This window comes from Paenibacillus cisolokensis, from assembly GCF_050481165.1.
In the GTDB taxonomy this organism is placed as follows: domain Bacteria; phylum Bacillota; class Bacilli; order Paenibacillales; family Paenibacillaceae; genus Paenibacillus_AH; species Paenibacillus_AH cisolokensis.
Map to the genome: position 1 here is coordinate 63,486 of NZ_JBCNFP010000041.1, position 22,585 is coordinate 86,070.

Consider the following 22,585-nt stretch of genomic DNA (forward strand, 5'->3'; position numbering starts at 1 on the left):
AAGCGTGATCCGTACCGAAGAGCTGCTGCTGAACGTCGGCCCCCAGCACCCCAGCACGCACGGCGTATTCCGGGTGATCGTCAAGCTGGACGGCGAGGTGATCCGGGAAGCGATTCCCGTCATGGGCTATTTGCACCGGGGAACCGAGAAGCTGGCGGAAGGGCTGAACTACACGCAAATCATTCCCTATACCGACCGTATGGACTACGTTTCGGCGATGACGAACAATTACGTGCTTGTCCATGCCGTCGAGACGATGATGGGGCTGGAGGTGCCGGAGCGGGCGGAATTTTTGCGGCTGATCGTCATGGAGCTGCAACGCGTGGCGAGCCATCTCGTATGGTGGGGGACCTATTTGCTCGACATCGGCGCGATGAGCCCGTTTCTATACGCTTTCCGCGACCGCGAGACCATCGTCAATCTGTTCAATGAGCTGTGCGGCGCCAGGCTGACCTACAACTATATGCGCGTCGGCGGGGTGAAATGGGATGCGCCGCCAGGGTGGATCGACAAGGTGCGGGATTTTATTCCGTACATGGAAAAGAAGCTGCAGGAGTACGACAAGCTGGTCAGCGGCAACGAAATCTTCCTGGCCCGAATTAAAGGAATCGGCAAATACGACGCGAAGACGGCGATCGATTACGGATTGTCCGGAGCGAACTTGCGCTGTACCGGCGTCAAGTGGGATCTTCGCCGGTCGGAGCCGTACAGTATCTATGACCGGTTCGAATTCGATATTCCGGTCGGCACGAACGGCGACTGCTACGACCGCTATCTGATCCGGCTGGAAGAAATACGCCAGAGCTTGCGTATATTGAAACAGGCGGTCGAGCAATTTCCGCCGGAAGGGCCGACGATGGGCAAGGTGCCGCGTGTCATCCGGCCTCCGGCCGGGGAGGTTTACGTGCGAATCGAGTCTCCCCGCGGCGAGATCGGCTGCCATATCGTCTCCAAAGGCAAGTCGGAGCCGTACAGGCTCAAGTTCCGGCGGCCGTCGTTCGTCAATTTGCAAATCTTGCCGAAGCTGCTCGTCGGAGAAACGATGACCAACCTCATTACGATACTGGGCGGCATCGACATTGTCGTCGGGGAGGTGGACTGTTGATGGGCTCGTTGTTGGAGCAGCCGCTTACGCTGGGCAATGCCGCCGTCTTTTTGCTGTGGAGCGCCGTCCTGCTGATCATCGTGCTCGGATTCGTCACGTATGCCATCTACTTCGAACGGAAGGTGATCGGCTGGATGCAGCTGCGGATCGGCCCGAACCGCGTCGGTCCGCTCGGCCTGCTGCAGACGGTCGCCGATATTTCCAAGCTGCTCATGAAGGAGGACACCATTCCGCGGAAGGCGGACAGGACGCTGTTCATCCTTGCGCCGGCGCTCGCCTATATCCCGGCCTTTACCGTGCTGGCGGCCATTCCGTATACGCAAAACCTGTATTTCGCCGATCTGAATGTCGGCTTGCTCTATTTCGTTGCCTTGTCAGGCATTTCGACACTTGCGATCGTCATCGGCGGGTGGGCGTCCAACAACAAGTACGCGCTGCTCGGCGGCATGCGCTCCGCGGCGCAAATGATCAGCTACGAAGTGCCCCTCGTCATTTCCGTCACCGGCGTTATCATGCTCAGCGGCAGCCTCAATTTGCGCGACATCGTCGCGGCGCAGGACGGCGGCTGGTTCTGGAACTGGAACTTCCTGCCTCAGCTTCTCGGCTTCGGCGTTTTCGTCGTCGCCGCCGTTTCGGAACTGAACCGGACGCCGTTCGACCTGCCGGAGGCGGAGTCCGAACTGGTGGCCGGCTACCATGTCGAGTACAGCGGCTTCCGCTTCGCGTTCTTCATGCTGGCCGAGTACGTATACGTGTACGCGATCGCGGCGCTGACGACCGTGCTTTTTCTCGGCGGATGGCATGCGCCCGCGCCGTTTCTCGATTTCGTGCCGGGCATCGTCTGGTTTATGCTCAAGTTCGCGTTTATCGTTTTCTTCCTGTTCTGGCTGCGCGCGACTTTTCCGCGGGTGAGAATCGACCAACTGATGGGGCTCGGCTGGAAGGTGCTGCTGCCGCTAGCGCTGCTCAACGTGTTTTTGACGGCCGTCTATATGGAGCTGTTCACCAAGGGGTAAGAAAGGGATGAAGAGATGAAAGGTCTGATCAAGGGGCTTGGCGTTACGCTCAAATCGTTGACGTCGAAGAAGGTCACCACTTCCTATCCCGACGAGCCGTTCGTCATGCCCGACCGGTTCCGCGGCATACAATACTTCGAACCCGACAAATGCATTGTATGCAATCAATGCGCCCGCATCTGCCCGACGGATTGCATCACGCTGACAGGCAAACCGAACCCGGACCCGGAAAAGAAGGTCAAAGTGATCGATACGTTCGACATCAATTTCGAAATTTGCATTTTGTGCGACCTGTGCACCGAAGTATGTCCGACCGAAGCGATCGTCATGACGAACAACTTCGAGCTTTCCGCATACAGCCGCGACGAGCTGTTCAAGGACAAGGAGTGGCTGAGCGCCAACAACACCAATATACGGCAGGACAACAACAATATCGGGGCGCCGGGAAAGGGGGGAGCCAGATAATGCTCCATTTGGACATTACGGGCGAATTCGTCGCCTTCTTTCTCTTGTCCGTCGTCATGATTACGGGCGCGGTCTTGACGATCAGCCTGACCAAAGTGGTGCATATGGTCGTGTCGCTGGCCGCCGTTTTTCTCGGGCTCGCCGGCATGTTCGTCTTGCTGCAGGCCGAATTCGTCGCTTTCGTGCAGGTGCTGATCTATACCGGCGCCATATCGATTCTGATGATCTTCGGCATCATGATGACGGAGCATCGGGCCGAGGGTACGGACCCGGTGAAGCCGCTGCACGAGACGCTTGCGGCGGTCGCCGCGCTCAGCCTGTTCGGGCTCCTGTTCTTTGCCATCCGCGCCGGCGACTTTCCCGAACCCGCGCCGTTTCCATTCGGCGAAGATCAGACGCTCGAGATCGGCAAGCTGCTGTATACCGGTTATCTGATCCCGTTCGAGCTGTTGTCCGTGCTGCTGACGGTCGCATTTATCGGGGCAATCGCATTGGCGCGAAAGGAGGCCGGCTGATATGCTGTCATCTTATTTGACATTGGCGGCCATTCTGTTCTGCATCGGGCTTTACGGAGCGTTAGTCAAACGAAATGCCGTCGTCGTGCTGCTTTCGATCGAGTTGATGCTTAACGCGGTCAATCTCAATTTGATCGCCTTTGCCAAGTATGGCGCCGCGCCTTCGCTGACCGGGCATATTTTTACCCTCTTCACGATTTCCGTCGCCGCTGCCGAAGCGGCCGTCGGGGTCGCGGTGCTCATCGCCTTGTTCCGGTCGCGCGGAACGGTCAACATAGACGAATTCGATGAAATGAGGAGGTAGCCGGATGCAGTCGATTGCCTCATACGCCTGGCTCGTCCCGCTGTTCCCGTTTGTCGCGTTCGCTGTGTTGTTGGCGTTCGGCCGCGGCTTTCGGACGGCCGGCATCGTCGTCGGCAGCGCCGGCAGCGCCGCTTCGCTTGTCATGTCGCTGCTTGTGCTGGCAGAACGGCTCGGAACGAACGCGGATGATTACAACGCAGGATTCGAGTGGATCGCGATCGGGGAGTTCACGCTCCGGATGGGCTTTGAAGTGACGAACCTGACGACATTGATGCTGGTCGTCGTTTCGCTGGTAAGCTTTCTGGTCAACATCTTCTCGGCCGGCTATATGCGGGACGACGAGCGGATCACCGTCTTTTACGCCTATGTCGCGCTGTTCGTTTCTGCCATGCTCGCTCTCGTCCTGGCCGACAACCTGCTGACCTTCTATTTCTTCTGGGAGCTGGTGGGCGTCTGTTCCTTCCTGCTGATCGGCTTCTGGTACGCCAAGCCGGAGGCGAAAAAGGCGGCGAAGAAGGCGTTCGTCGTCACCCGGATCGGCGATGCCGGCCTGCTGATCGGCATTCTGCTGTTGTTCTGGCATATGCCGAATCGTTCGCTCGCCTTCACCGACATTTCGAATCTGTTCGGACAACCGGGGATGGCGGACTCCGGTATGACGACACTGATCGCGCTGCTTTTGTTTCTCGGGGCGGTCGGCAAGTCCGGCCAGTTCCCGCTTCACGTCTGGCTGCCGGATGCGATGGAAGGTCCGACGCCGATCAGCGCGCTGATTCACGCCGCTACGATGGTGGCGGCAGGGGTGTTCCTGGTGGCGCGTACGTACGATATCTTCCTTGCGTCTCCGGCCGCCATGGATACGGTAGCGTTTATCGGGGCGTTCACCGCGCTGTTCGCGGCGACGATCGCCGTTGCCCAGAACGATATCAAACGGATACTCGCCTATTCCACGGTCAGCCAGCTCGGCTATATGATGATGGCGCTCGGTCTCGGCTCGCTCGCCGGCGGCATCTTTCACCTGTTCACGCACGCGTTCTTCAAGGCGCTATTGTTTCTCGGAGCGGGCAGCGTCATTCACGCGGTACATACGCAGGATATTCGGGAGATAGGCGGTCTTGGCGCCCGGATGAAGCTGACCGCCTGGACGTTCGCCATCGGGGCGCTGGCGCTTGCCGGCATTCCGCCGCTTTCCGGCTTCTGGTCCAAGGACGCGATTCTGACGGCGGCGCTTGCCGGCCATCCGGCGCTGTTCGCGGTCGGGCTGCTGACGGCGCTCTTTACCGCTTTCTATATGGCGCGGCTGTTCTTCCTCGTGTTCGCCGGCAAGCCGAAGACGGGTGCGCGGGCGCATGAGTCGCCTGCCGTCATGACGGTTCCGCTCGTTCTGCTGGCCGTGCCGGCGATTGCGGCGGGATTCGTGGAGACGCCGTGGAACGGCTGGCTGGGCGAGTGGCTGACGGGCACGGCGGAAGAGACACATGGCGGAAGTTTGGCGTTCGTCGCCTCGACGGCTGTCGGACTGCTCGGTATCTACTTGGGATGGGCGGTTTATGCCAAAGGCTCGATTCGCCGGGACGCCGTGTCCTCCCGGATGCCATGGCTGCTGCGCGCGCTGGAGCAAAAGTATTATATCGACGAAGCCTACCAGCGGGTTGCGGTTCGGCCGCTTCTGGCGCTCGGCCGCGGTCTGCAGGCGGTTGACGATTACGTCGTGGAAGGCATCGTCCGGTTTGCCGGATGGTCGGCCAGCGCGTTCGGCCGTGCCGGAATCCGGCTGCAGAACGGGCAGGCGCAAACCTATGGGCTGACGGCCGTTATCGGCCTCCTCGTGCTTGCGGCTCTATTCGTCGGAAGGAGGTTCTGGTAATGGTGGCGGACTGGCCGATCTTGTCGCTTATTGTGTTCTCGCCGCTGCTCGGTATCGCCGTTCTTCTCTGTATGCCGGGTCACCGCAGCAATTGGCTCCGTACGACGGCGGTCGCGGCTTCGCTTGTGCCGCTCGCGCTCGCCCTCTGGCTTTATGCCGAATACGATCCGGCCGCCGGAGGGGCAGCGTATGAGGAGCGGATGACGTGGATATCGGTACCGCTTAATAAAGAGGCATTCGGCTCTGTCGCATCTTTCAGGATGGAATTTCAATATCATCTGGGGATCGACGGCCTGTCGCTGCCGCTGGTGCTGCTGACGGCTGTGGTCGCCGTTATGGCCGCGCTCGCGTCGGTTCATATCAAGAAGCGGTGGAAAGCGTTCTACTTGTGGTTTTTGCTTTTGGAAACCGGCATGCTCGGCGTCTTCCTGGCGCGGGACATTATCCTGTTTTTCGTTTTCTTCGAGCTGACACTCATACCGATGTTTTTCCTGATCGGCATTTGGGGGCTGTTCAACCGGGAGAAGGCGGCGAACAAGTTTTTGCTGTACAACGGTCTGGGCTCGGCCATCATGCTTGTCGCATTCGTCATCCTGATTGCCACGGCCGGTTTTTCCGCCGAGCAACAAGCGGACAACCGGACGTTTGACGTCGTTTATAGCGGCAGCTACGAGGCGCTCCATCATAATTTGAACGACCCGCAGTCGTACGCGAACCAGCCCGGCGGCGGGAGCGGTGCGGACAATCCGTACCGGCTGACGGACGGGATGCGAACGGCGCTGTTCGTGCTGCTGCTGATCGCTTTCGGCATCAAGCTGCCGATTTTCCCGTTTCATACCTGGATGCTCCGGGTGCATGCGGAGGCGACGCCATCGATTGTCATGATTCACTCCGGCGTGTTGCTCAAGATCGGGGCCTACGGTCTGATCCGGCTCGGCGTATTCCTGTTCCCCGAGCAGGCGCAGCAATGGGCGGTTGCGCTGGCGGCGCTTGGCGTTGTCAATATGCTGTACGGGGCGGTTCTGGCCTTCGTTCAGACGGAGTTCAGGCTCGTGCTCGCCTACTCATCGGTCAGCCATATGGGGATCGTGCTCCTGGGCATCGCGTCGTTGAATGAAATCGGTTTGCAAGGAGCCGTCTTCCAGCTTGTGTCCCACGGTCTTATATCGGCGCTGCTGTTTCTGATCGTCGGCAGCCTGTACGAACGGACCGGCACGACGCGGTTGCCGGAGCTGGGCGGGCTGGCGAGACCATTGCCGTTCATGAGCGGCCTTCTGCTGGCGGCGGGCCTCGCCTCGCTCGGACTGCCCGGACTGTCCGGTTTCATCGGCGAGTTTCTGGCGCTGCTCGGGCTGTTCGAAACGCAGAAGGCACTGGCGGCGCTGGCGGTGCTTGGCGTTATTATGGCGGCGGTCTATGTGCTTCGCAGCGTGCTCGGCATCACGTACGGGCCGCTGAATGAACAGCATGCTGCGCTGCCGGATGCGCGGCTGATCGAAGCGGTGCCGATGATCGCGCTGATGGCTTTGATCGTGCTGCTCGGCGTGTATCCGTCGCTCGTAACCGATACGCTTCAGCAAAGCTTCGGACCGCTCCTGGACACATTCATCGTAAGGGAAGGGGGATAGACCATGACCGGAGGGCAATGGAGTGCGCCGATAACGTGGGCGGACATGGGCTATCTCGCGCCGGAAGCTACGCTTGCCGCCTTTATGCTGGCGCTGGTGCTGCTGGATCTGCTCATGCCCAGGAAGTATAACCGCTCGCTAATCGGGTGGATTGCGCTTGGCGGCGTGCTGGTATCGATGGGGCTTGTCATCTGGAGAATGCTGGAGATGAATCCGGTCTGGGGCGCTCCGGAAGACGCGGTCCGGGCAGGCGCCGCAGTCAGCCTTCTCGGCGACAGCTACCGCATTGACGATTTCGCAAGTTTGATGAAGACGGTGTTTCTCGCCGCAACCGGACTCATTTTGCTGATGAGCGTCGAGACGGTGAAAGAGCGGGACGTTCCGACGCGCGGGGAGTTTTACTACTTGCTGCTGCCGGCGACGATCGGGGCGATGACGATGGCTTCCGCTGGCGATCTGATTACGCTGTATATCGGTCTGGAACTGCTGAGCATTACGACCTATGTCCTGGTCGGACTCCGGAAACGAAGCTCGAAATCGTTCGAGGCCGCCTTTAAGTACATCGTAACCGGGGGCATATCGTCGGCATTTATTCTGTTCGGCATGTCTTATCTGTATGGCTTGACGGGATCGACGGGACTGAATGAGATCGGAATGGCGCTGCCGCAGCTGGTGACGGATTATCAAGCGCTTGTGTACGCCGCCTTTTTCTTCATGATCGCCGGCTTCGGCATCAAAATTGCGGCCGCTCCGTTCCACGCCTGGGCTCCGGATGTGTATCAGGGAGCTCCGACTCCGGTAACCGCCTACCTGGCAGTCGTCTCGAAAACGGCGGCGCTTGCGATCGTCATGCGGGTCTTCTACAACACCGTCTATTTCGCGGAATCGGGCGCTGCGCCGGTAAACAAGGACGTGTTTACAGCGCTGCTGGCGGTGGCGGCAATGGCGATGATCGTCGGCTCCGCGGCGGCGCTCCGGCAGCGGAACGCCAAGCGGCTCCTGGCGCTGTCCGGCGTAGCCAACGCCGGATATTTGCTCGTGCCGATCGGCCTGTCGCTGTCCGGCGCGCACAGCAACAATTTCGGCGAATTTTTCTTCTACGCTGCCGCTTATCTGTTCATGAACATCGGCATGTTCGCCGTGCTGTCGGCGGTGTCGGATTCGACCGGCAACACGGAGATCAGCCGCTTTGCAGGCCTGTATCACCGGGCTCCCTGGACGGCGGCGGCATCGGTCGTCCTTCTGCTGTCTTTGGCCGGATTGCCGGTGACCGGAGGCTTCTTCGGCAAGCTGTTCATTCTGATGGGCGCGGCCGCCGAACGGCAGTATTGGCTGGCGGCGATTATGGCCGTAACCAGCATTGTGACCTACTATTTTTACTTCGGCATCATTCGTCAAATGTTCATGCGTACCGCTTCGGACGAACCGCTCAGGATGCCGGCAACCGTGTCGCTGACGCTGTGGCTATGCGCGGTTGCGACGGTGCTGCTCGGCCTGTTTCCGAATCCGGTTATGCAGTGGATCGATCGGATATTCTCCTTGCCGGGCGATTTGATAATCCGTTGACGGCCTAATCGCCCGTCCCAATCCAAAGCTGTTTTCCATGCCGCGCAGTACTCAGGTCCGCGCGGCTTCTGTATGGCCGGGGATATACGTTATAATAAAGTTTCGAGGATTAAAGGTTCGAGCAAGGGAGAATGTGGTTAACTTATGGATATCGATCGGATCCACACGCTGACCGGAATGACCGGTCTGCTCTCGATTGTCGTCGTATTGTTCAGCATTGTGCTCGCCTGGACCGTTCTTCAGGAGCTGAAACTGGATGTTTTCATGCGCAGGCCGAAAGGACCCAAGGCGCGCATTCTCCAGGTTATGCTGGCGATCGTGCTCGGCCATGCCTTCGCTTCGTTTATTCTGGATTATTGGCATTGGTCGAACATGCTGAGAGGTTTTGTCGAATAACAACGGCGAAATATGTCAACAATGGGTAATACGTAACGGTACGAAATCGGCACTTCTTTACGAATCTTATGAAAACGCGCTATTTGTCAGCATTGGGGCCGGCTGACGATGCGCCGCAGATCACTTTGCTCAAGCGATACCGGCCGGCATATACGCATTTATGCAGTACGACGTAAGGTGCTGGAAATAAACGCTTGTCGATTCATGTAGAGGAATGTTATGATGAAGTTTGGCATCGAGCAAGAGTACCATATTTTTCGGAATTAGGAAGCGCGGAGGGAAACCATAAGATGAGCAAAATAGTCGTCCGCGGGGGCCGTAGGCTGGAGGGAACGGTTCGGGTGCATGGCGCGAAGAATGCCGTCCTCCCCATACTGGCAGCCTCATTGTTAGCAACAGAAGGAGAAAGCGTCATCTGCGACGTTCCCCTCCTCGACGATGTAATAACGATTCAACACGTGCTTGCATCGCTTGGAGCGCAACTGACATACGCAAATGAAACGATGCGGGTTACCGCAACGAACATAACCTCGTTTGAGGCCCCATATGAGCTTGTACGTAAAATGCGTGCTTCGTTCCTCGTCATGGGTCCGCTGCTTGCCCGGGTGGGGCAGGTGCGGATATCGCTGCCGGGAGGATGCGCGATCGGCACAAGGCCGATCGACCAGCATCTGAAAGGCTTCGAGGCGCTGGGCGCGGAAATTATGATCGGTCAAGGATTCATCGAGGCGAAAACGGCAGGACGGTTGAAAGGCGCGAAAATTTATTTGGACGTCGCCAGCGTCGGCGCGACCGAAAATATTATGATGGCCGCCGTCCTGGCCGAAGGAACGACGATCATTGACAATGCCGCCAAGGAACCGGAAATTGTTGATCTGGCGAATTATTTGAACAAGATGGGCGCCAAAGTCCGGGGAGCCGGCACCGGTGTAATCCGGATTGAAGGCGTGGAACGGCTGCGCGGTGTAACGCATACGGTTATTCCCGACCGCGTGGAAGCCGGCACGTTCATGATCGCCGCGGCGATTACCGGCGGCGACGTCTTTATCGAAGGGGCCATCAGCGATCATCTCGGTCCGGTTATTTCCAAGCTGCAAGAGATCGGCGTGAAAGTCGAGGAGGAAGAGAACGGTATTCGCGTACAGGCGAACGGACCGCTCAAATCGGTCGACGTCAAAACGCTTCCTTATCCGGGATTTCCCACCGATATGCAAGCGCAAATGATGGCGCTGCTGATGGTGACCGAAGGAACGAGCGTCGTGACGGAGACCGTCTTCGAGAACCGGTTCATGCATGTCGAAGAGTTCCTGAAGATGAACGGACAAATTCGAGTGGAAGGCCGATCGGCTATCGTAAGCGGCGGTTCGGCGTTGTGCGGGGCGAAAGTCTGCGCGACGGATCTGCGCGCCGGCGCCGCCCTGATCTGCGCCGCGCTGTGCGCGGATGGCGAGACGGAAATTACAGGCGTGCATCATATCGACCGCGGCTACGTCGATATTACCGGCAAGCTGGCCGCGCTTGGCGCTTCTATCGAGCGTCTGAAGGAAGCGGAACCGGCCGAAGCCGCTCCCCGCATTTCTTTGAGCGAAGTGGTCCATACCGCACCTGTACCGCCAATCCCGTCATCGGCCGCTTCCGGCGCGGATAGCAAGGACAACAAGGAAAGCAAGCGCGAGAAGGATGTCACGGTTATCAAAGTGCAGCCGACCTGGGCTTGAGCCCGGAGGGCTGACCGCCTGTTCGATCGGGCGTCGAATTTCATAACATTATCGGAAGCTGCGAATATCGCAGCTTCTTTTTTTTGGATGACCAGGGCGCTGCTAGAAAGCCGGTTCTATTCTATTAGATCCGCTCATAGAATGGGATCAATCACAGCTTGCCGGGACAGGAAGGAGCGGAAAATGAGAGCGATAAGATGGCGGATTATCGGCGGGCGGCGAAGCTGGCTGCGGCGTTGGGCCGGGAAAAGGGCGGCGCGCTGGTGGATACTGTTCGGGCTTGGCGCGCTGCTGGGAGGGGCGCTGGCCGGTCTTCATGCGGGCGTACGGGCGGACAAGCCATCCGTCCCCGCAGATCGCGCTTCCGCGGTCGAGAGCCGTGAAGGCGCCGATTCGGCTTCGGCGCAAGAGACATTGAATAGGGACATGGCCGGCACGGGTTCGTCCCGGGAGGTTGCGTCTTCGGATCGGCAGGACGACGCGCAGCCGGCTCCGGGGCCGCTCGACCGGATGATCGTTCGCGTCTATTTGACGAAGGAGAAGCGGATTGAGAAAGTTCCGCTCGAATTGTATATTCGGGGAGTCGTGGCCGGCGAAATGCCGATCGAATTCGAAGAGGAAGCGCTCAAGGCGCAGGCGATCGCTGCGCGTACCTATATCGTCAGACGGTTGACGCTCGGGGATCGCAGCGGCATGACGGTCGACGGGGCCGATGTTACCGATACGATCGATCATCAAGTATATATCTCTTTGAAACAGCTCGCTAAGCAATGGCCGGAAGAAGAGAGGAAAAAGAATCTGGACAAATTGAATCGTGTCGTCGAGGAGACGAAGGGACTCGTCATCACGTATGACGGCGAGCCGATAGAGGCGGCTTTTTTCTCGACCAGCAACGGGTATACGGAAAATTCGGAAGACTACTGGCAGGAGGAACTGCCTTATTTGCGCAGTGTCGCAAGCCCGTGGGACATCCATATTTCCCCGAAATATAAAGAAACGGTAACGTTCGAGCTCGGCGAATTTTGCCGGTTGCTCGGAATCCGCAAGCGGGAGGCGGCTTCGCTTCGGGTGCTGGAGTGGACCGACGGGCACCGGATCCAATCGGTCGCAGCCGGAGACCGAACGTGGAGCGGGCGCGAAGTGAGAGAGAAGCTAGGTCTTCCATCCACGCAATTCGAATGGAAGATTGAAGGCGATAAGGTGGAAGTGACCACCTACGGCTACGGACACGGTGTCGGCATGAGCCAGTGGGGAGCCAATGGTATGGCCATGGAAGGCTCGACAGCCGGGCAAATATTGCGCCACTATTATTCGGGAACGAAAATCGAACAAGCTTCGAAGCTTGTGGAACGATAGCCGTTCCGGCAATCTCGTCGCGGCCATTCGCTTGCAATCTTCAAAAATAGCGATCATCTCACGTATAAACAGAATCGTTCTGGCAACAATGGCTAGTGAGGTGATAGAAGATGAATGAGCAGAACAAACCGAAACAAGAGCAAGAAGCTCCCAAAACCGCAATGGGAGAATCGTCTGCTGCCAAGTCTTCGGGCTGGAAAAAGGCGCTGTCGAAAAGATGGGTTTCTCCGGCAGTGTTCGTGGCCGCGGCAGCTATCATCGTAACCTTAATGTGGATCTATCAGGGAGCGGAACAACCCGAGCCGGCATCCGAGACTTCCGAACTGACGGAGACCGAAGGGGCAAACGGTGAACAGGCTGTACAGGAAGATACGCTGGAGGTGACGACCGGCGGCGAGCTGATGCAGTATCCGGTCGCCAACCGGGACGAGCTGGAAGAAACGATTCCTTACTACAATGCCGAAGCTTCCGGCGAGGAGCGCGCGGCGGCGATGCTGCAGACCGGCAATACGTTCACGCCGCATACGGGCATCGACTGGGCAAGTCCGAACAATGAAACGTTCGACGTGCTGGCCGCGCTCAGCGGCAAAATCAGCCGGGTGGAAAAACATCCGACGAACGGCGGCATCGTGGAAATTACCCATGGCGACGGCCTGACGACCGTATACCAGAGCCTGGCGGACATTCAGGTCGAGAATGGCGAGGATGTGAAGCAGGGCACGGTTATTGCCAAAGCGGGCCGCAACGAGCTGGAAAAAGACCAAGGCGTACATCTTCACTTCGAAGTGCTGAAGGACGGCAAGCCGATCGACCCGAACATTTTGTTCGATCAGCCATAACGGAACTTGAATGAGACAGGCAAGGGCATCGTCCTTTGCCTGTTTCATTTTGGAACCGGGGAAAAACGCGCTGCGGCGGCATACGAGCTATAAAAATGAGGGAGTCATTCCCGGCCGCCGTTTCGGATGCGAATTTGAAAATTATTGCAGGATTGAGGCTTGTCACGCTTGGCTATAAAGAATATCTACCCGTACCCCTCATATAATGTACCAAACTATCTCGAGCAGGGAGGCGGGAACGTGCACGATTACATCAAAGAACGGACGATAAAAATCGGCCGTTGTATCGTGGAAACGAAGCATACGGTACGGACGATCGCCAAAGAATTCGGCGTTTCCAAAAGCACGGTGCATAAAGATTTAACCGAACGGTTGCCGGAAATCAATCCCGACTTGGCGGATCAGGTCAAGCACATTCTCGAGTACCATAAGTCGATCCGCCACTTGAGGGGAGGAGAAGCGACCAAGATTAAATACAAGAAATCGAACAGCAAGAAGCGGGAGGTGATCGCTGCGGCAAAAATTGATTGATTATCGGCGCTTTGAAAAAAAAGGGATTTTCCGTTTTCTGGCGAATTAATAATGTTGGGTATTGCCATGCTTTTGGCATCATTTTATGATGATGTTTAGATATGCCGAACATTATTTCGTTGGAGGACGTAACCCTTATGCTGAGCAAGGATATCGGAATTGATCTCGGAACGGCCAATGTGTCGATTCACGTGAAGGGCAGAGGCGTCGTGCTTGACGAGCCTTCCGTCGTCGCGATCGAAAGCGACACGAAGCGCGTGCTGGCTGTCGGAGAAGAAGCGCATCGGATGGTCGGGCGGACTCCCGGCAATATTGTTGCCATTCGTCCTCTCAAAGACGGTGTTATTGCGGATTTTGAAATTACGGAAATTATGTTGAAAGCGTTCATCGACCGTGTCGGCGGACGCAACTGGTACAGCCGCCCGCGCATACTGATCTGCGCGCCAACGAACATTACGTCGGTCGAGCAAAAAGCGATACGCGAGGCGGCTGAACGCAGCGGGGCGCGGGAGGTTTATTTGGAAGAGGAGCCGAAAGCGGCGGCGATCGGCGCAGGTATGGATATCTACCAGCCGAGCGGCAATATGGTGGTCGATATCGGAGGCGGCACGACGGACGTAGCCGTCCTGTCGATGGGAGACGTTGTGACCGCCGCTTCGATTAAAGTCGCGGGGGACAAGTTTGACGCCGCGATTATGAAATATATTAAAAACAAGTACAAGCTGCTGATCGGAGAACGGACGAGCGAAGATATTAAGATCAAAATCGGCACGGTGCATGCCGACGGCAAACGGGAAGAAATGGACATTCGCGGACGCGACATGGTGACGGGCCTGCCGCTTACGATTACGATTCGTTCGGAAGAAGTGCAGGAGGCGCTGTGGGACTCCGTCTACACCATCGTAGCTTCGGCGAAGTCGGTATTGGAGCAGACGCCGCCGGAGCTGTCGGCGGATATTATTGACCGGGGGGTCATTCTTACAGGCGGGGGAGCGCTGCTTGACGGATTTGACGCCTTGCTGGCGGAGGAGCTGAAAGTTCCCGTACTCGTTGCCGACGATCCGATGCATTGCGTGGTAAAGGGAACCGGCATTATGCTGGACAACCTCGACAAGGTGACGCGTCGCAAGATCAGAGCGTAGTATAGGACGGGACTGCGACAAAGGCCGGCCAGCGCGAACGATTCACGTTTCGGGCTTCGCCGGCCGATAATATTATTATGGAGTGTCCAAGCTTATGCTTACGAAGATGACTTTGCTGCGCAAAATCTAAGCTTATGCTTACGAAGATGACTTTGCTGCGCAAAGTCTAAGCTTATGCTTACGAAGATGACTTTGCTTCGCAAAGTCTTGAGGAGGTCATAATCTTGCTGAGAGGTCTGTACACGGCCGCGTCGGGAATGCTCACCCAGCAGCGCCGCCACGATACGGTGACGAACAATATAGCCAACCTGAACACGCCCGGCTACAAGCAGTCGGTCGCCGTGTCCCGCTCCTTTCCGGAGATGCTTCTGTCGATCGTCGGCGCCAGCGATCAGCCTAATGCGGCTATCGGTCCGATCCATACGGGCGTGCTGGCCGAAGAGAGTTTGCTGCTGCATTTGCAGGGCGATCTGCTGAAGACGAACCGGATGTCCGACTTCGCGATCGTCTCCGAAATTGCCGTACCGGGAGCCGTATTCGACGAATCGGGCAAGTACGTGACGCCGGAAGGCGAAACGATTTTTCAGCCGCAAGCGTTCTTTACCGTGCAGAACAGGGACGGTGAAATCCGCTACACGAGAGGCGGGCAGTTCGTGCTGACCGAAACCGGCGATCTGATCACGCCTGACGGGGCGGCGATGCTCGGCGAGGGCGGCCAACCGATCCGTTTCGAGCCGGGGACAAGCCTGGAGGGACTGTCCTTGACGGCGGACAGACAATTCGTGGATGCCGAGACGGGCGAGCCGACCGGCCAGCGGCTGCTGCTCACCCGGATCGACGACCCGAACCGCCTCGTTCGCGAAGGAGACGGCAAATTCCGGCTGAACGAAGAAGATGCTGCGCTTGCCCGCGAGCTTGAGGCGAATGACGCAGTTGTCGTTCATCAAGGCTATATCGAACGGTCCAATGTCGATTCCGCCCAATCGATGGTCGACATGATGGCGGCTGTTCGGGCATACGAAGCGAATCAGAAAGTCGTCCAGTTTTATGACCGGAGTCTGGAAAAGGCCGCCAACGAAGTCGGACGGGTGTAACCGGAGGGGGATAATACGTGAACAATTCCATGATCACCGCCATGTCGTCGATGAACGGACTGCAGCAGCGTCTCGATCTGCTCGCCGAAAACGTCGCCAATGTCAATACCGCCGGCTACAAACGGAAGCAAGCGACGTTCAGCGATCTGCTTCGCACCGTGCAGCAGCAGCCGGAGGCATTCGAGCGGCCGGGGCGTCTTACGCCGGGCGGATTTTCCCAGGGCTGGGGAGCGCGAATACATATGCTTCAGCCGGACCTCAGTCAGGGTGCGCTTAAAGAAACGGGACTTTCGACCGATGTCGCGATCGAAGGCAATGCGCTGTTCGAAGTGGTGACCGATGCGGAAGGGACGCGCGCGTTTACGCGCAACGGCGCGTTCCAGTTGACGTTGAACGGAAACGGTGATACCATTTTGGCAACAGGCGACGGATATCCGGTCGTAGCGGTGATGACCGGCGCGGACGGACAGACGGTCGAAGGCAATGTCGTACTGCCTCCGAACTGCGATCTTCGGATTTATCCGGACGGCCGGCTGGAAGCCGTGAACGCCGAAGGGACTGCGGTCGGACTCGGTCGGCTGAAGGTAGTGGAACCGACGAAGCCGGCGCTGCTGGCGGCGGTTCAGGACAATTTGTTTGCGGTTCCGAACGGGGTGAATCGGGACGACGTGCTGACCGATATCGTGCCCGGCGAGGGGAACCGGATTTCGCTGCATCAGGGATATCTGGAGCAGTCGAACGTCAGTCTGGTCGACGAATTGACGGAATTGATTAACGTGCAGCGCGCTTACCAGCTGAGCGCAAGGGCATTGTCGTCCAGTGACATGATGATGGGCATGGCCAATTCGCTGCGCGGATAGATAGGATGATGGACATGAGCGTGGAAAAGGCGAAACTTGGCGTTTCCCGAAAGAAGGACCGGGAAACCGCCGATCGTCTCTCCCATGACGAAGGCGGCCGGGAACGCGGGAATGACGCGGCTTCCCGGACCGAAGGGGAAACGCCTTCCGCCAACAAGGCGGGCGCTTCGGGCAGGAGCCGTTCCAGATGGCTGCGTGCCTTGCGTATCATTCTTCGAATATGCGTCGTACCCGTTCTTTTTCTAATCGCGCTGTGCGGCGGATTGTACATCGGGTATGTCGTGCTGGGCAACGGATCTGCCGACGACGTGTTCGATTGGGCTACGTGGCAGCATATGTACGATCTTATTTTTGCCGATTCCTGATTGTTCGATTCCGAACGGTCGGACGGCCGTATCACCGCTCAAGAGCCGGACTTGGGAGGTGTTTTTTTTTTGCCGGCATAGAGTTATAATGAGTGGGGACCTCGCAGCCCGAAAAATCAGCAAGTTCGGCGGGAATGGAGCGAGAATGGAAAGAAGGGGGCGTAAGCGTGAATTTGCCGAATATGTTGACACTTCTGCGGTTTCTGCTCATTCCCGTTTACGTCGCCGTGTTTGCCGACGGTCGCTTGATATCGGCTTTTCTCATTGTCGCCGCGGCGGGATTGACCGATATTCTGGACGGTTATATTGCCCGCAAGAGCGGCCAGGTGACGGCGGCAGGCATGATGCTCGATCCGCTCGCGGACAAGCTGATGCTCATTACGGTCATTCTGTCTCTTGTTCTGACCGGACGCATTCCGTGGGCGGCGGCGGTTTTGATGTTCGTGCGCGATCTCGGGATGATTGTCGGTTCGGCCTTTTTTCATTTTCGCGGGAAAAAGACAGTGCCGGCCAACTGGATGGGCAAGCTGACGACCGTGCTATATTACATAGCCATCATGCTCATTTTTTTCGATGTGCCGTATGCACAGCAATGTCTGTGGGGGGTCATCGCGTTTTCGTTTATAACGTCGGGGATGTATATCGCGCTGTTTCTGTCCATGAACCGGTCCGTGCCATCCTCTGCGCAAGAGACGCCCGCAAAGCCCGGCGCCGACGGCGCCGACGCGTCGTGAAAAGAGGCCCGGCCGGCGGATGCTTCGATCCGAAAGCCAGACCCCCTTATCTCAACCTTCATGAACTGCAGTTTCACGAAGGATGCCTCTATTTTTTTCAAAGCGGCGCTTAATTATGCGCCATGCCGCGAAAGGAGACGCTGCCATGCTTGACATTACGCAAATTCAGGAGATTATCCCTCATCGTCCGCCGTTTCTGCTGATTGACCGCATTTTGGAAGTGGAAGCCGGGGTAAGGGCGGTGGGTATCAAAAATGTAACGATGAACGAACCGTTTTTTACCGGACATTTTCCGGGTTATCCTGTCATGCCCGGCGTTCTGATCGTAGAAGCGCTGGCTCAGGTCGGTTCGGTCGCCATGCTGATGAAGGAGGAAAATCGCGGGAAACTGGGCTTTTTTGCCGGAATAGACGGATTTCGCTTCCGCGACCAGGTCAAACCCGGCGATACGTTGCGGCTCGAAGTTGAAATTACACGCCTGAAAGGTACGATAGGCAAAGGACAAGCCGTGGCGACGGTGGACGGCCGCAAGGTGGCGGAGGGCGAGCTGATGTTCGCGCTGTCCGATCCGAATTGACGCTGTTAATAATTGACGCTATTAGATATTTTTAATCGATGATTAAATGGAAACGAAAGGATGGGTGCCATGTCACTTCAAGCGGCGCATGAGCGATATGAAGCCTGGTTGAACGACCCCTACATCGATGAGGCGACGAAGGAAGAGCTGCGCGGAATTTCCGGGCAAAAGAAGGAAATCGAGGACCGGTTTTACCGGGATCTGGAGTTCGGAACCGGAGGATTGCGCGGCGTCATGGGAGCAGGGACGAACCGGATGAACGTCTACACCGTCGGCAAAGCGACCCAGGGATTGGCCGAATGGCTGCTGCAGCGGGAAAGCGCCCCGTCGGTCGTCATCGCCCACGATTCGCGAAACCGTTCGCCGGAGTTTGCGCTTCATGCCGCCCTTGTGCTGGCTGCGAACGGCATCAAGGCGTATCTGTTCCCGTCGCTTCGTCCGACTCCCCAATTGTCGTACACGGTCCGGTCATTGAAAGCTTCCGGCGGCATCGTCGTGACGGCGAGCCACAATCCGCCCGAATACAACGGCTACAAAGTGTACGGGGCGGACGGCTGCCAGCTCGTTCCGGCCGCTGCGGAGCAGGTCATTGCGGCGATCCGGCAAGTGCAAAGCTTCGATCAAGTGAAGCGGCTTTCCCGGGAAGAAGCGGAACAGAAAGGGCTGCTTAAGTGGCTCGGCGAGCGGGAAGACCAGGATTACGTGAAGGCCGTCACGGCGCAAAGTCTGAACCGGGAGCTGCTGCAGGGCGAGCTGGGCGAGCGATTCGCCGTCGTCTACACGCCGCTTCACGGGGCCGGCAATATTCCCGTTCGCGAGGTGCTGCGGGAAGCGGGCTTCAGAAGGGTATCGGTCGTTCCGGAGCAGGAACAGCCGGACGGTTATTTCAGCACGGTCAAATCGCCCAACCCGGAAGAACGCGAAGCGTTCGAGCTGGCCATCGAGCTGGCGCGGAAGGTGGACGCCGACATTATTATCGGCACCGACCCCGATTGCGACCGGATGGGCGCTGTCGTCCGCAACCATGAGGGAGAATATGTCGCGCTCACCGGCAATCAGTCCGGCGCGCTGATGATTTATTACGTTTTGAGCCAGCTTAAAGAACAGGGACGGCTGCCGGAGAACGGAGTCGTTGTTAAGACGATCGTAACGAGCGAGATGGGCGCCGATATCGCCCGGCATTTCGGGGCGGAAGTAGTCAATACGCTGACCGGTTTCAAGTATATCGGGGAAAAAATGACGCAGTACGAGAAGTCGGGCGAAAAAACGTTTCTGTTCGGCTACGAAGAGAGCTACGGCTATTTGACCGGCACGTATGCCCGCGACAAGGACGCGGTCGTCGCGTCGTTATTGATTTGCGAGGCTGCGGCATACTATAGCCGTCAGGGCAAGTCGCTGTACGATGTGCTGCTTGAACTGTACGAACAATTCGGCTACTACCAGGAGCATCTGGAGTCCCGCACCCTGAAAGGGATCGACGGCGTTCAGAAAATTCAGGCGATCATGGAAGACTGGCGGACGAACGCTCCTGCCGAAGTCGCAGGCGTGACGGTGAACCGGGTGCTGGACTATCAAGGCGGATTGGACGGGTTGCCCCCTGAAAATGTGCTGAAATTTTTGTTGGCTGACGGTTCGTGGTTTTGCTTGCGTCCTTCGGGCACGGAACCGAAAATCAAAGTATATTTTGCGGTCAAGGGAAGCTCTCGGGAAGACGCTTCCGCCAAAGTGGCCCGCCTGACCAAAGCGGTAATGGGACGGGTCGATCAAGTAGGTTAAGGAGTGGACTTCGTGCTTCGATGGCAGCAATGGAACCGTAAGGCCCAGAAATGGCTCCTGGCGTTGACGCTGATCGGCATGATCGCCGCCGTGCCGCTCGGCGTTGTGCGAGTGCAGATGGAGCAGACTTCCAAGGAAGTGGAATTCGTATTCAATTATCGCAATCTGGTGCAGATCGCATCGTATCATGCACATCCCCGGGCATTCCTGAACGAACATTTGAAGCAAATGAAGAACGCCGGCATTACGACGATGGCCGTATTCGAGTCGACGCTGGCCGAATTGTCGACCGCCGGCCGCCTGACGCTGTACAACGGTACGCAGGCCGCCACGCTGCAGGGGAAGCTGCCGACGGTCGGCGAGAACTATACGTACCTGCTGTTCACCGGTCCGGAGGAAGAAGCGGCGATTCGTCCGATGATCGAGGAAACGTTCGCCAGGCTGGACATCCCGTTCGGTTCCTGGTCGTTTGGCGGACGCAACGGCATGGTGATCCAAACGCCGGTGGAAGACGCCATCCTGAAAACGATGCCGCCCGATCCGATGGCATTGAAGCAGTTGAAGGATGCCGGGTTCCAAATCTTGCCGAGACTGTCCGACCGGGTGCGGCCGTACGATCCGGACGCGACGGAGCGGATGCTGGCCGGGTTCGCGGAGCTTGGCGTCAAACGCATTCTGTTTGACGGCAATTCGGTGAAAGGCTACAACGACAATGCCGAGTTGAAAAGCCTGGAGCATTTTGGAAAGCTGCTCAACCGGTACGGCATCGGGGTCGTGTCTATCGAAAATATGAGGGTGCCGCAAGCGGGTCTTTCGCGCCTGGCGCTTCTGACCGATTACAATATCGTCAGACTGTATTCGCTCTCCGACGGAGACGCGGCCGCGATGTCGCCGGATGCGATCGCCGACCGTTTCCTGCTGGCGGCGAAGGATCGCAATATCCGGATGTTCTACATGAACGGCGCACCTACCCGCAGTCTCGAGCAAGGCGGCGTCGTTCACCCGCTGGACAATATCTACAAGGCGATCGGCAGCGAAGACGGAGCGGTTGAGCGGCTCGCTTCGTTCGGATTTTCCTCCGGGTCGGCCAGGCATTTCGATGTGAAAACCTACGGCTGGCAGACGCCGGTCAAAGGCGTGGTGGCGCTTGGCGCCATCGCTTTGATCGCGCTGCTCGTCGGCGCTTTCGTACCGGTTCTGCTCATTCCCGCATTCGTGCTCGGCCTGCTCGGAAGCGCGGGCATTTATCTGGTGCTTTCCGGCTCGCTGCTGGAGCAGGCGCTGGCGCTCGGCGCGTCGATCAGCGCGCCGACGCTGGCCATGGTGTGGGCCGTCAATCGGGTACGAAACCGTACGGACGGCGCGCGCCGGGCCGTCGGCGGGACGGACTGGACGATTGCGGCGCGCAGCGGCGCATTCGGCGGCAAGGAGAGCGACGCGGAAGAAGGGCGTCCGGTACGCTGGATGTTCGACGGGCTGTCGGCCGGCAAACGGTTCGGGCTCGCCCTTACGATTTTTGCCGTGACGTCGCTTATTTCGCTCGCCGCGGTTCCGTTCGTGGTCGGGCTGCTGAACGACGTAACCTACAGCCTTGTGCTGGAGCAGTTCCGGGGCGTCAGCCTGCTTCATCTCGCGCCGATTGCGCTTACCGCCGTCTATGTGTTCCTGTATACCGGGGCGTCGGTCGTCGGCAGCGCCAAACGGATTTTGAAGATGCCGATTACGGTGCTGTGGGTGGCCGTAGCGGGCGTACTCGGAGTGGTCGGCATGTACTATATGTCGCGCACGGGCAACGCCGGAACGGCTACGTCGCTCGAGCTGTTCTTCCGCAATACGCTGGAGTCGACATTCGGGGTTCGTCCGCGGTTCAAAGAATTTTTGCTGTCGCATCCGCTGTTTATATTCGGATTGTTCGTGGCGCTTCGATATCGGGTTGCCTGGGTATTGTTAATTGTGGGGTCGATCGGCCAGCTGTCGATGGTCGATACGTTCGCCCATATTCATACGCCGCTGCACATCTCGGCGATTCGCGTAGTTCTCGGCCTCGGCCTCGGCGCGGTGATCGGAATCGTCATCATCGCAGCGTGGCAAATCGTTGAGGGGGCATGGAAACGATGGGGACCTCGAAACCTGAAATGGTGAGGCGCCTGGTCATTTCCGGCTACTACGGCTTTCGCAATAGCGGCGACGAAGCGGTGCTGAAGTCGATTTTGCTGGCGCTGAAGGAGCAGGGTGCGGCACAGGGCGCGGATATCCGTCCGGTCGTGCTGTCCGCGGACCCGGCCTGGACGGCGGAGATGTACGGCGTCGACGCCGTTCACCGGATGCGCCCGGCGGAGGTGCTGCGGGCGCTGCGGGCAAGCGACGGTCTGATCAGCGGAGGCGGAAGCCTGCTGCAGGATGCGACGGGCGCGCTGACGATCCCGTATTATACGGGCATCATCAAGCTGGCGCAGCTGCTCGGCAAGCCGACCTTCATTTACTCGCAAGGGATCGGGCCGGTGAACCGGCGCTGGATGGATCCGCTGATCCGCCATGTGATGCGGCGGAGCGCGTATGTGTCGGTGCGCGACGCCGAATCCGCCGAGCTGCTCGGGCGGATGGGCGTCGCGCGCGACCGGATCGATGTCGTGCCCGATCCGGTCATGGGGCTGCCGCTGCCGCAGGAAGCGGCGGCAGCGGCGCACGCCGGCGGCGCGGGCGATGCCCCGGCGCCGGCCGGGACCGCGGC

Annotated in this window: 22 protein-coding genes; all 22 read left to right on the plus strand. The window is 58.2% G+C overall.

Going from position 1 to position 22,585, the window contains the following annotated elements; genetic code table 11:
* The first annotated feature begins 4 nt into the window (after positions 1-4).
* A complete protein-coding gene (locus tag ABEV74_RS07820; RefSeq protein WP_430144901.1) occupies positions 5-1,105 on the plus strand; it encodes an NADH-quinone oxidoreductase subunit D in 1,101 nt (366 codons plus the stop codon).
* Positions 1,105-2,121, plus strand: coding sequence for an NADH-quinone oxidoreductase subunit NuoH (gene nuoH, locus ABEV74_RS07825; RefSeq protein ID WP_430144904.1), 1,017 nt, complete (start codon positions 1,105-1,107; stop codon positions 2,119-2,121). The genes ABEV74_RS07820 and nuoH overlap by 1 nt, the downstream gene beginning before the upstream one ends.
* A 15-nt stretch (positions 2,122-2,136) precedes the next feature.
* Positions 2,137-2,586, plus strand: coding sequence for an NADH-quinone oxidoreductase subunit NuoI (nuoI, locus tag ABEV74_RS07830; RefSeq protein ID WP_062490225.1), 450 nt, complete (start codon positions 2,137-2,139; stop codon positions 2,584-2,586).
* Positions 2,586-3,101: an NADH-quinone oxidoreductase subunit J gene (locus ABEV74_RS07835; protein WP_062490228.1), complete on the plus strand. Its 516-nt coding sequence runs from the start codon at positions 2,586-2,588 to the stop codon at positions 3,099-3,101. Before nuoI ends, ABEV74_RS07835 begins: the two co-directional genes overlap by 1 nt.
* 1 nt (position 3,102) lies before the next feature.
* Entirely contained in the window at positions 3,103-3,405 is a 303-nt protein-coding gene (gene nuoK / locus ABEV74_RS07840; protein WP_062490230.1) for an NADH-quinone oxidoreductase subunit NuoK, read from the plus strand.
* Between the two features lie 4 nt (positions 3,406-3,409).
* Positions 3,410-5,272: an NADH-quinone oxidoreductase subunit L gene (gene nuoL / locus ABEV74_RS07845; protein ID WP_430144908.1), complete on the plus strand. Its 1,863-nt coding sequence runs from the start codon at positions 3,410-3,412 to the stop codon at positions 5,270-5,272.
* Positions 5,272-6,900, plus strand: a complete 1,629-nt coding sequence (locus tag ABEV74_RS07850; RefSeq protein ID WP_430144912.1) for a complex I subunit 4 family protein — start codon at positions 5,272-5,274, stop codon at positions 6,898-6,900. The genes nuoL and ABEV74_RS07850 overlap by 1 nt, the downstream gene beginning before the upstream one ends.
* A 3-nt stretch (positions 6,901-6,903) precedes the next feature.
* Complete coding sequence (locus ABEV74_RS07855; protein WP_430144915.1) at positions 6,904-8,466, plus strand: NADH-quinone oxidoreductase subunit N; 1,563 nt, start codon at positions 6,904-6,906, stop codon at positions 8,464-8,466.
* A gap of 144 nt (positions 8,467-8,610) precedes the next feature.
* Positions 8,611-8,862: a DUF1146 domain-containing protein gene (locus ABEV74_RS07860; RefSeq protein ID WP_062490239.1), complete on the plus strand. Its 252-nt coding sequence runs from the start codon at positions 8,611-8,613 to the stop codon at positions 8,860-8,862.
* 290 nt (positions 8,863-9,152) lie between these two features.
* A complete protein-coding gene (murA, locus tag ABEV74_RS07865) occupies positions 9,153-10,580 on the plus strand; it encodes a UDP-N-acetylglucosamine 1-carboxyvinyltransferase (protein WP_430144917.1) in 1,428 nt (475 codons plus the stop codon).
* A 183-nt stretch (positions 10,581-10,763) separates the two neighbouring features.
* Positions 10,764-11,936: a stage II sporulation protein D gene (spoIID, locus tag ABEV74_RS07870; protein ID WP_430144919.1), complete on the plus strand. Its 1,173-nt coding sequence runs from the start codon at positions 10,764-10,766 to the stop codon at positions 11,934-11,936.
* Between the two features lie 110 nt (positions 11,937-12,046).
* Entirely contained in the window at positions 12,047-12,775 is a 729-nt protein-coding gene (locus ABEV74_RS07875) for a peptidoglycan DD-metalloendopeptidase family protein (protein WP_430144922.1), read from the plus strand.
* A 240-nt stretch (positions 12,776-13,015) separates the two neighbouring features.
* The gene (spoIIID, locus tag ABEV74_RS07880; protein ID WP_062490250.1) at positions 13,016-13,306 is read left to right on the plus strand and encodes a sporulation transcriptional regulator SpoIIID; all 291 of its coding nucleotides are present in this window, start codon (positions 13,016-13,018) and stop codon (positions 13,304-13,306) included.
* Positions 13,307-13,443: 137 nt separating this feature from the next.
* The gene (gene mreB / locus ABEV74_RS07885; RefSeq protein WP_062490252.1) at positions 13,444-14,448 is read left to right on the plus strand and encodes a rod shape-determining protein; all 1,005 of its coding nucleotides are present in this window, start codon (positions 13,444-13,446) and stop codon (positions 14,446-14,448) included.
* Positions 14,449-14,672: 224 nt separating this feature from the next.
* Positions 14,673-15,542 (plus strand): flagellar hook-basal body protein, encoded by an 870-nt coding sequence (locus ABEV74_RS07890; protein ID WP_430144923.1) that lies wholly within the window; start codon positions 14,673-14,675, stop codon positions 15,540-15,542.
* 17 nt (positions 15,543-15,559) lie between these two features.
* Entirely contained in the window at positions 15,560-16,402 is an 843-nt protein-coding gene (locus tag ABEV74_RS07895) for a flagellar hook-basal body protein (protein ID WP_430144925.1), read from the plus strand.
* Between the two features lie 14 nt (positions 16,403-16,416).
* On the plus strand, positions 16,417-16,767 hold the full coding sequence (locus tag ABEV74_RS07900) for a DNA-directed RNA polymerase subunit beta (protein WP_430144927.1): 351 nt from the start codon (positions 16,417-16,419) through the stop codon (positions 16,765-16,767).
* Positions 16,768-16,934: 167 nt separating this feature from the next.
* Positions 16,935-17,501, plus strand: a complete 567-nt coding sequence (locus tag ABEV74_RS07905) for a CDP-alcohol phosphatidyltransferase family protein (protein ID WP_430144928.1) — start codon at positions 16,935-16,937, stop codon at positions 17,499-17,501.
* Between the two features lie 145 nt (positions 17,502-17,646).
* Positions 17,647-18,078 (plus strand): 3-hydroxyacyl-ACP dehydratase FabZ, encoded by a 432-nt coding sequence (gene fabZ / locus ABEV74_RS07910; RefSeq protein WP_062496462.1) that lies wholly within the window; start codon positions 17,647-17,649, stop codon positions 18,076-18,078.
* 60 nt (positions 18,079-18,138) lie between these two features.
* Positions 18,139-19,854 carry a phospho-sugar mutase gene (locus ABEV74_RS07915; protein ID WP_430144931.1) on the plus strand — a complete coding sequence of 572 codons (1,716 nt, stop codon included), beginning with the start codon at positions 18,139-18,141 and terminating at the stop codon, positions 19,852-19,854.
* A 117-nt stretch (positions 19,855-19,971) separates the two neighbouring features.
* Entirely contained in the window at positions 19,972-21,996 is a 2,025-nt protein-coding gene (locus ABEV74_RS07920; protein ID WP_430144939.1) for a DUF5693 family protein, read from the plus strand.
* Positions 21,969-22,585: polysaccharide pyruvyl transferase family protein (locus ABEV74_RS07925; RefSeq protein WP_430144934.1), on the plus strand; the 617-nt coding region annotated here is incomplete at its 3' end. The genes ABEV74_RS07920 and ABEV74_RS07925, both read left to right, overlap by 28 nt.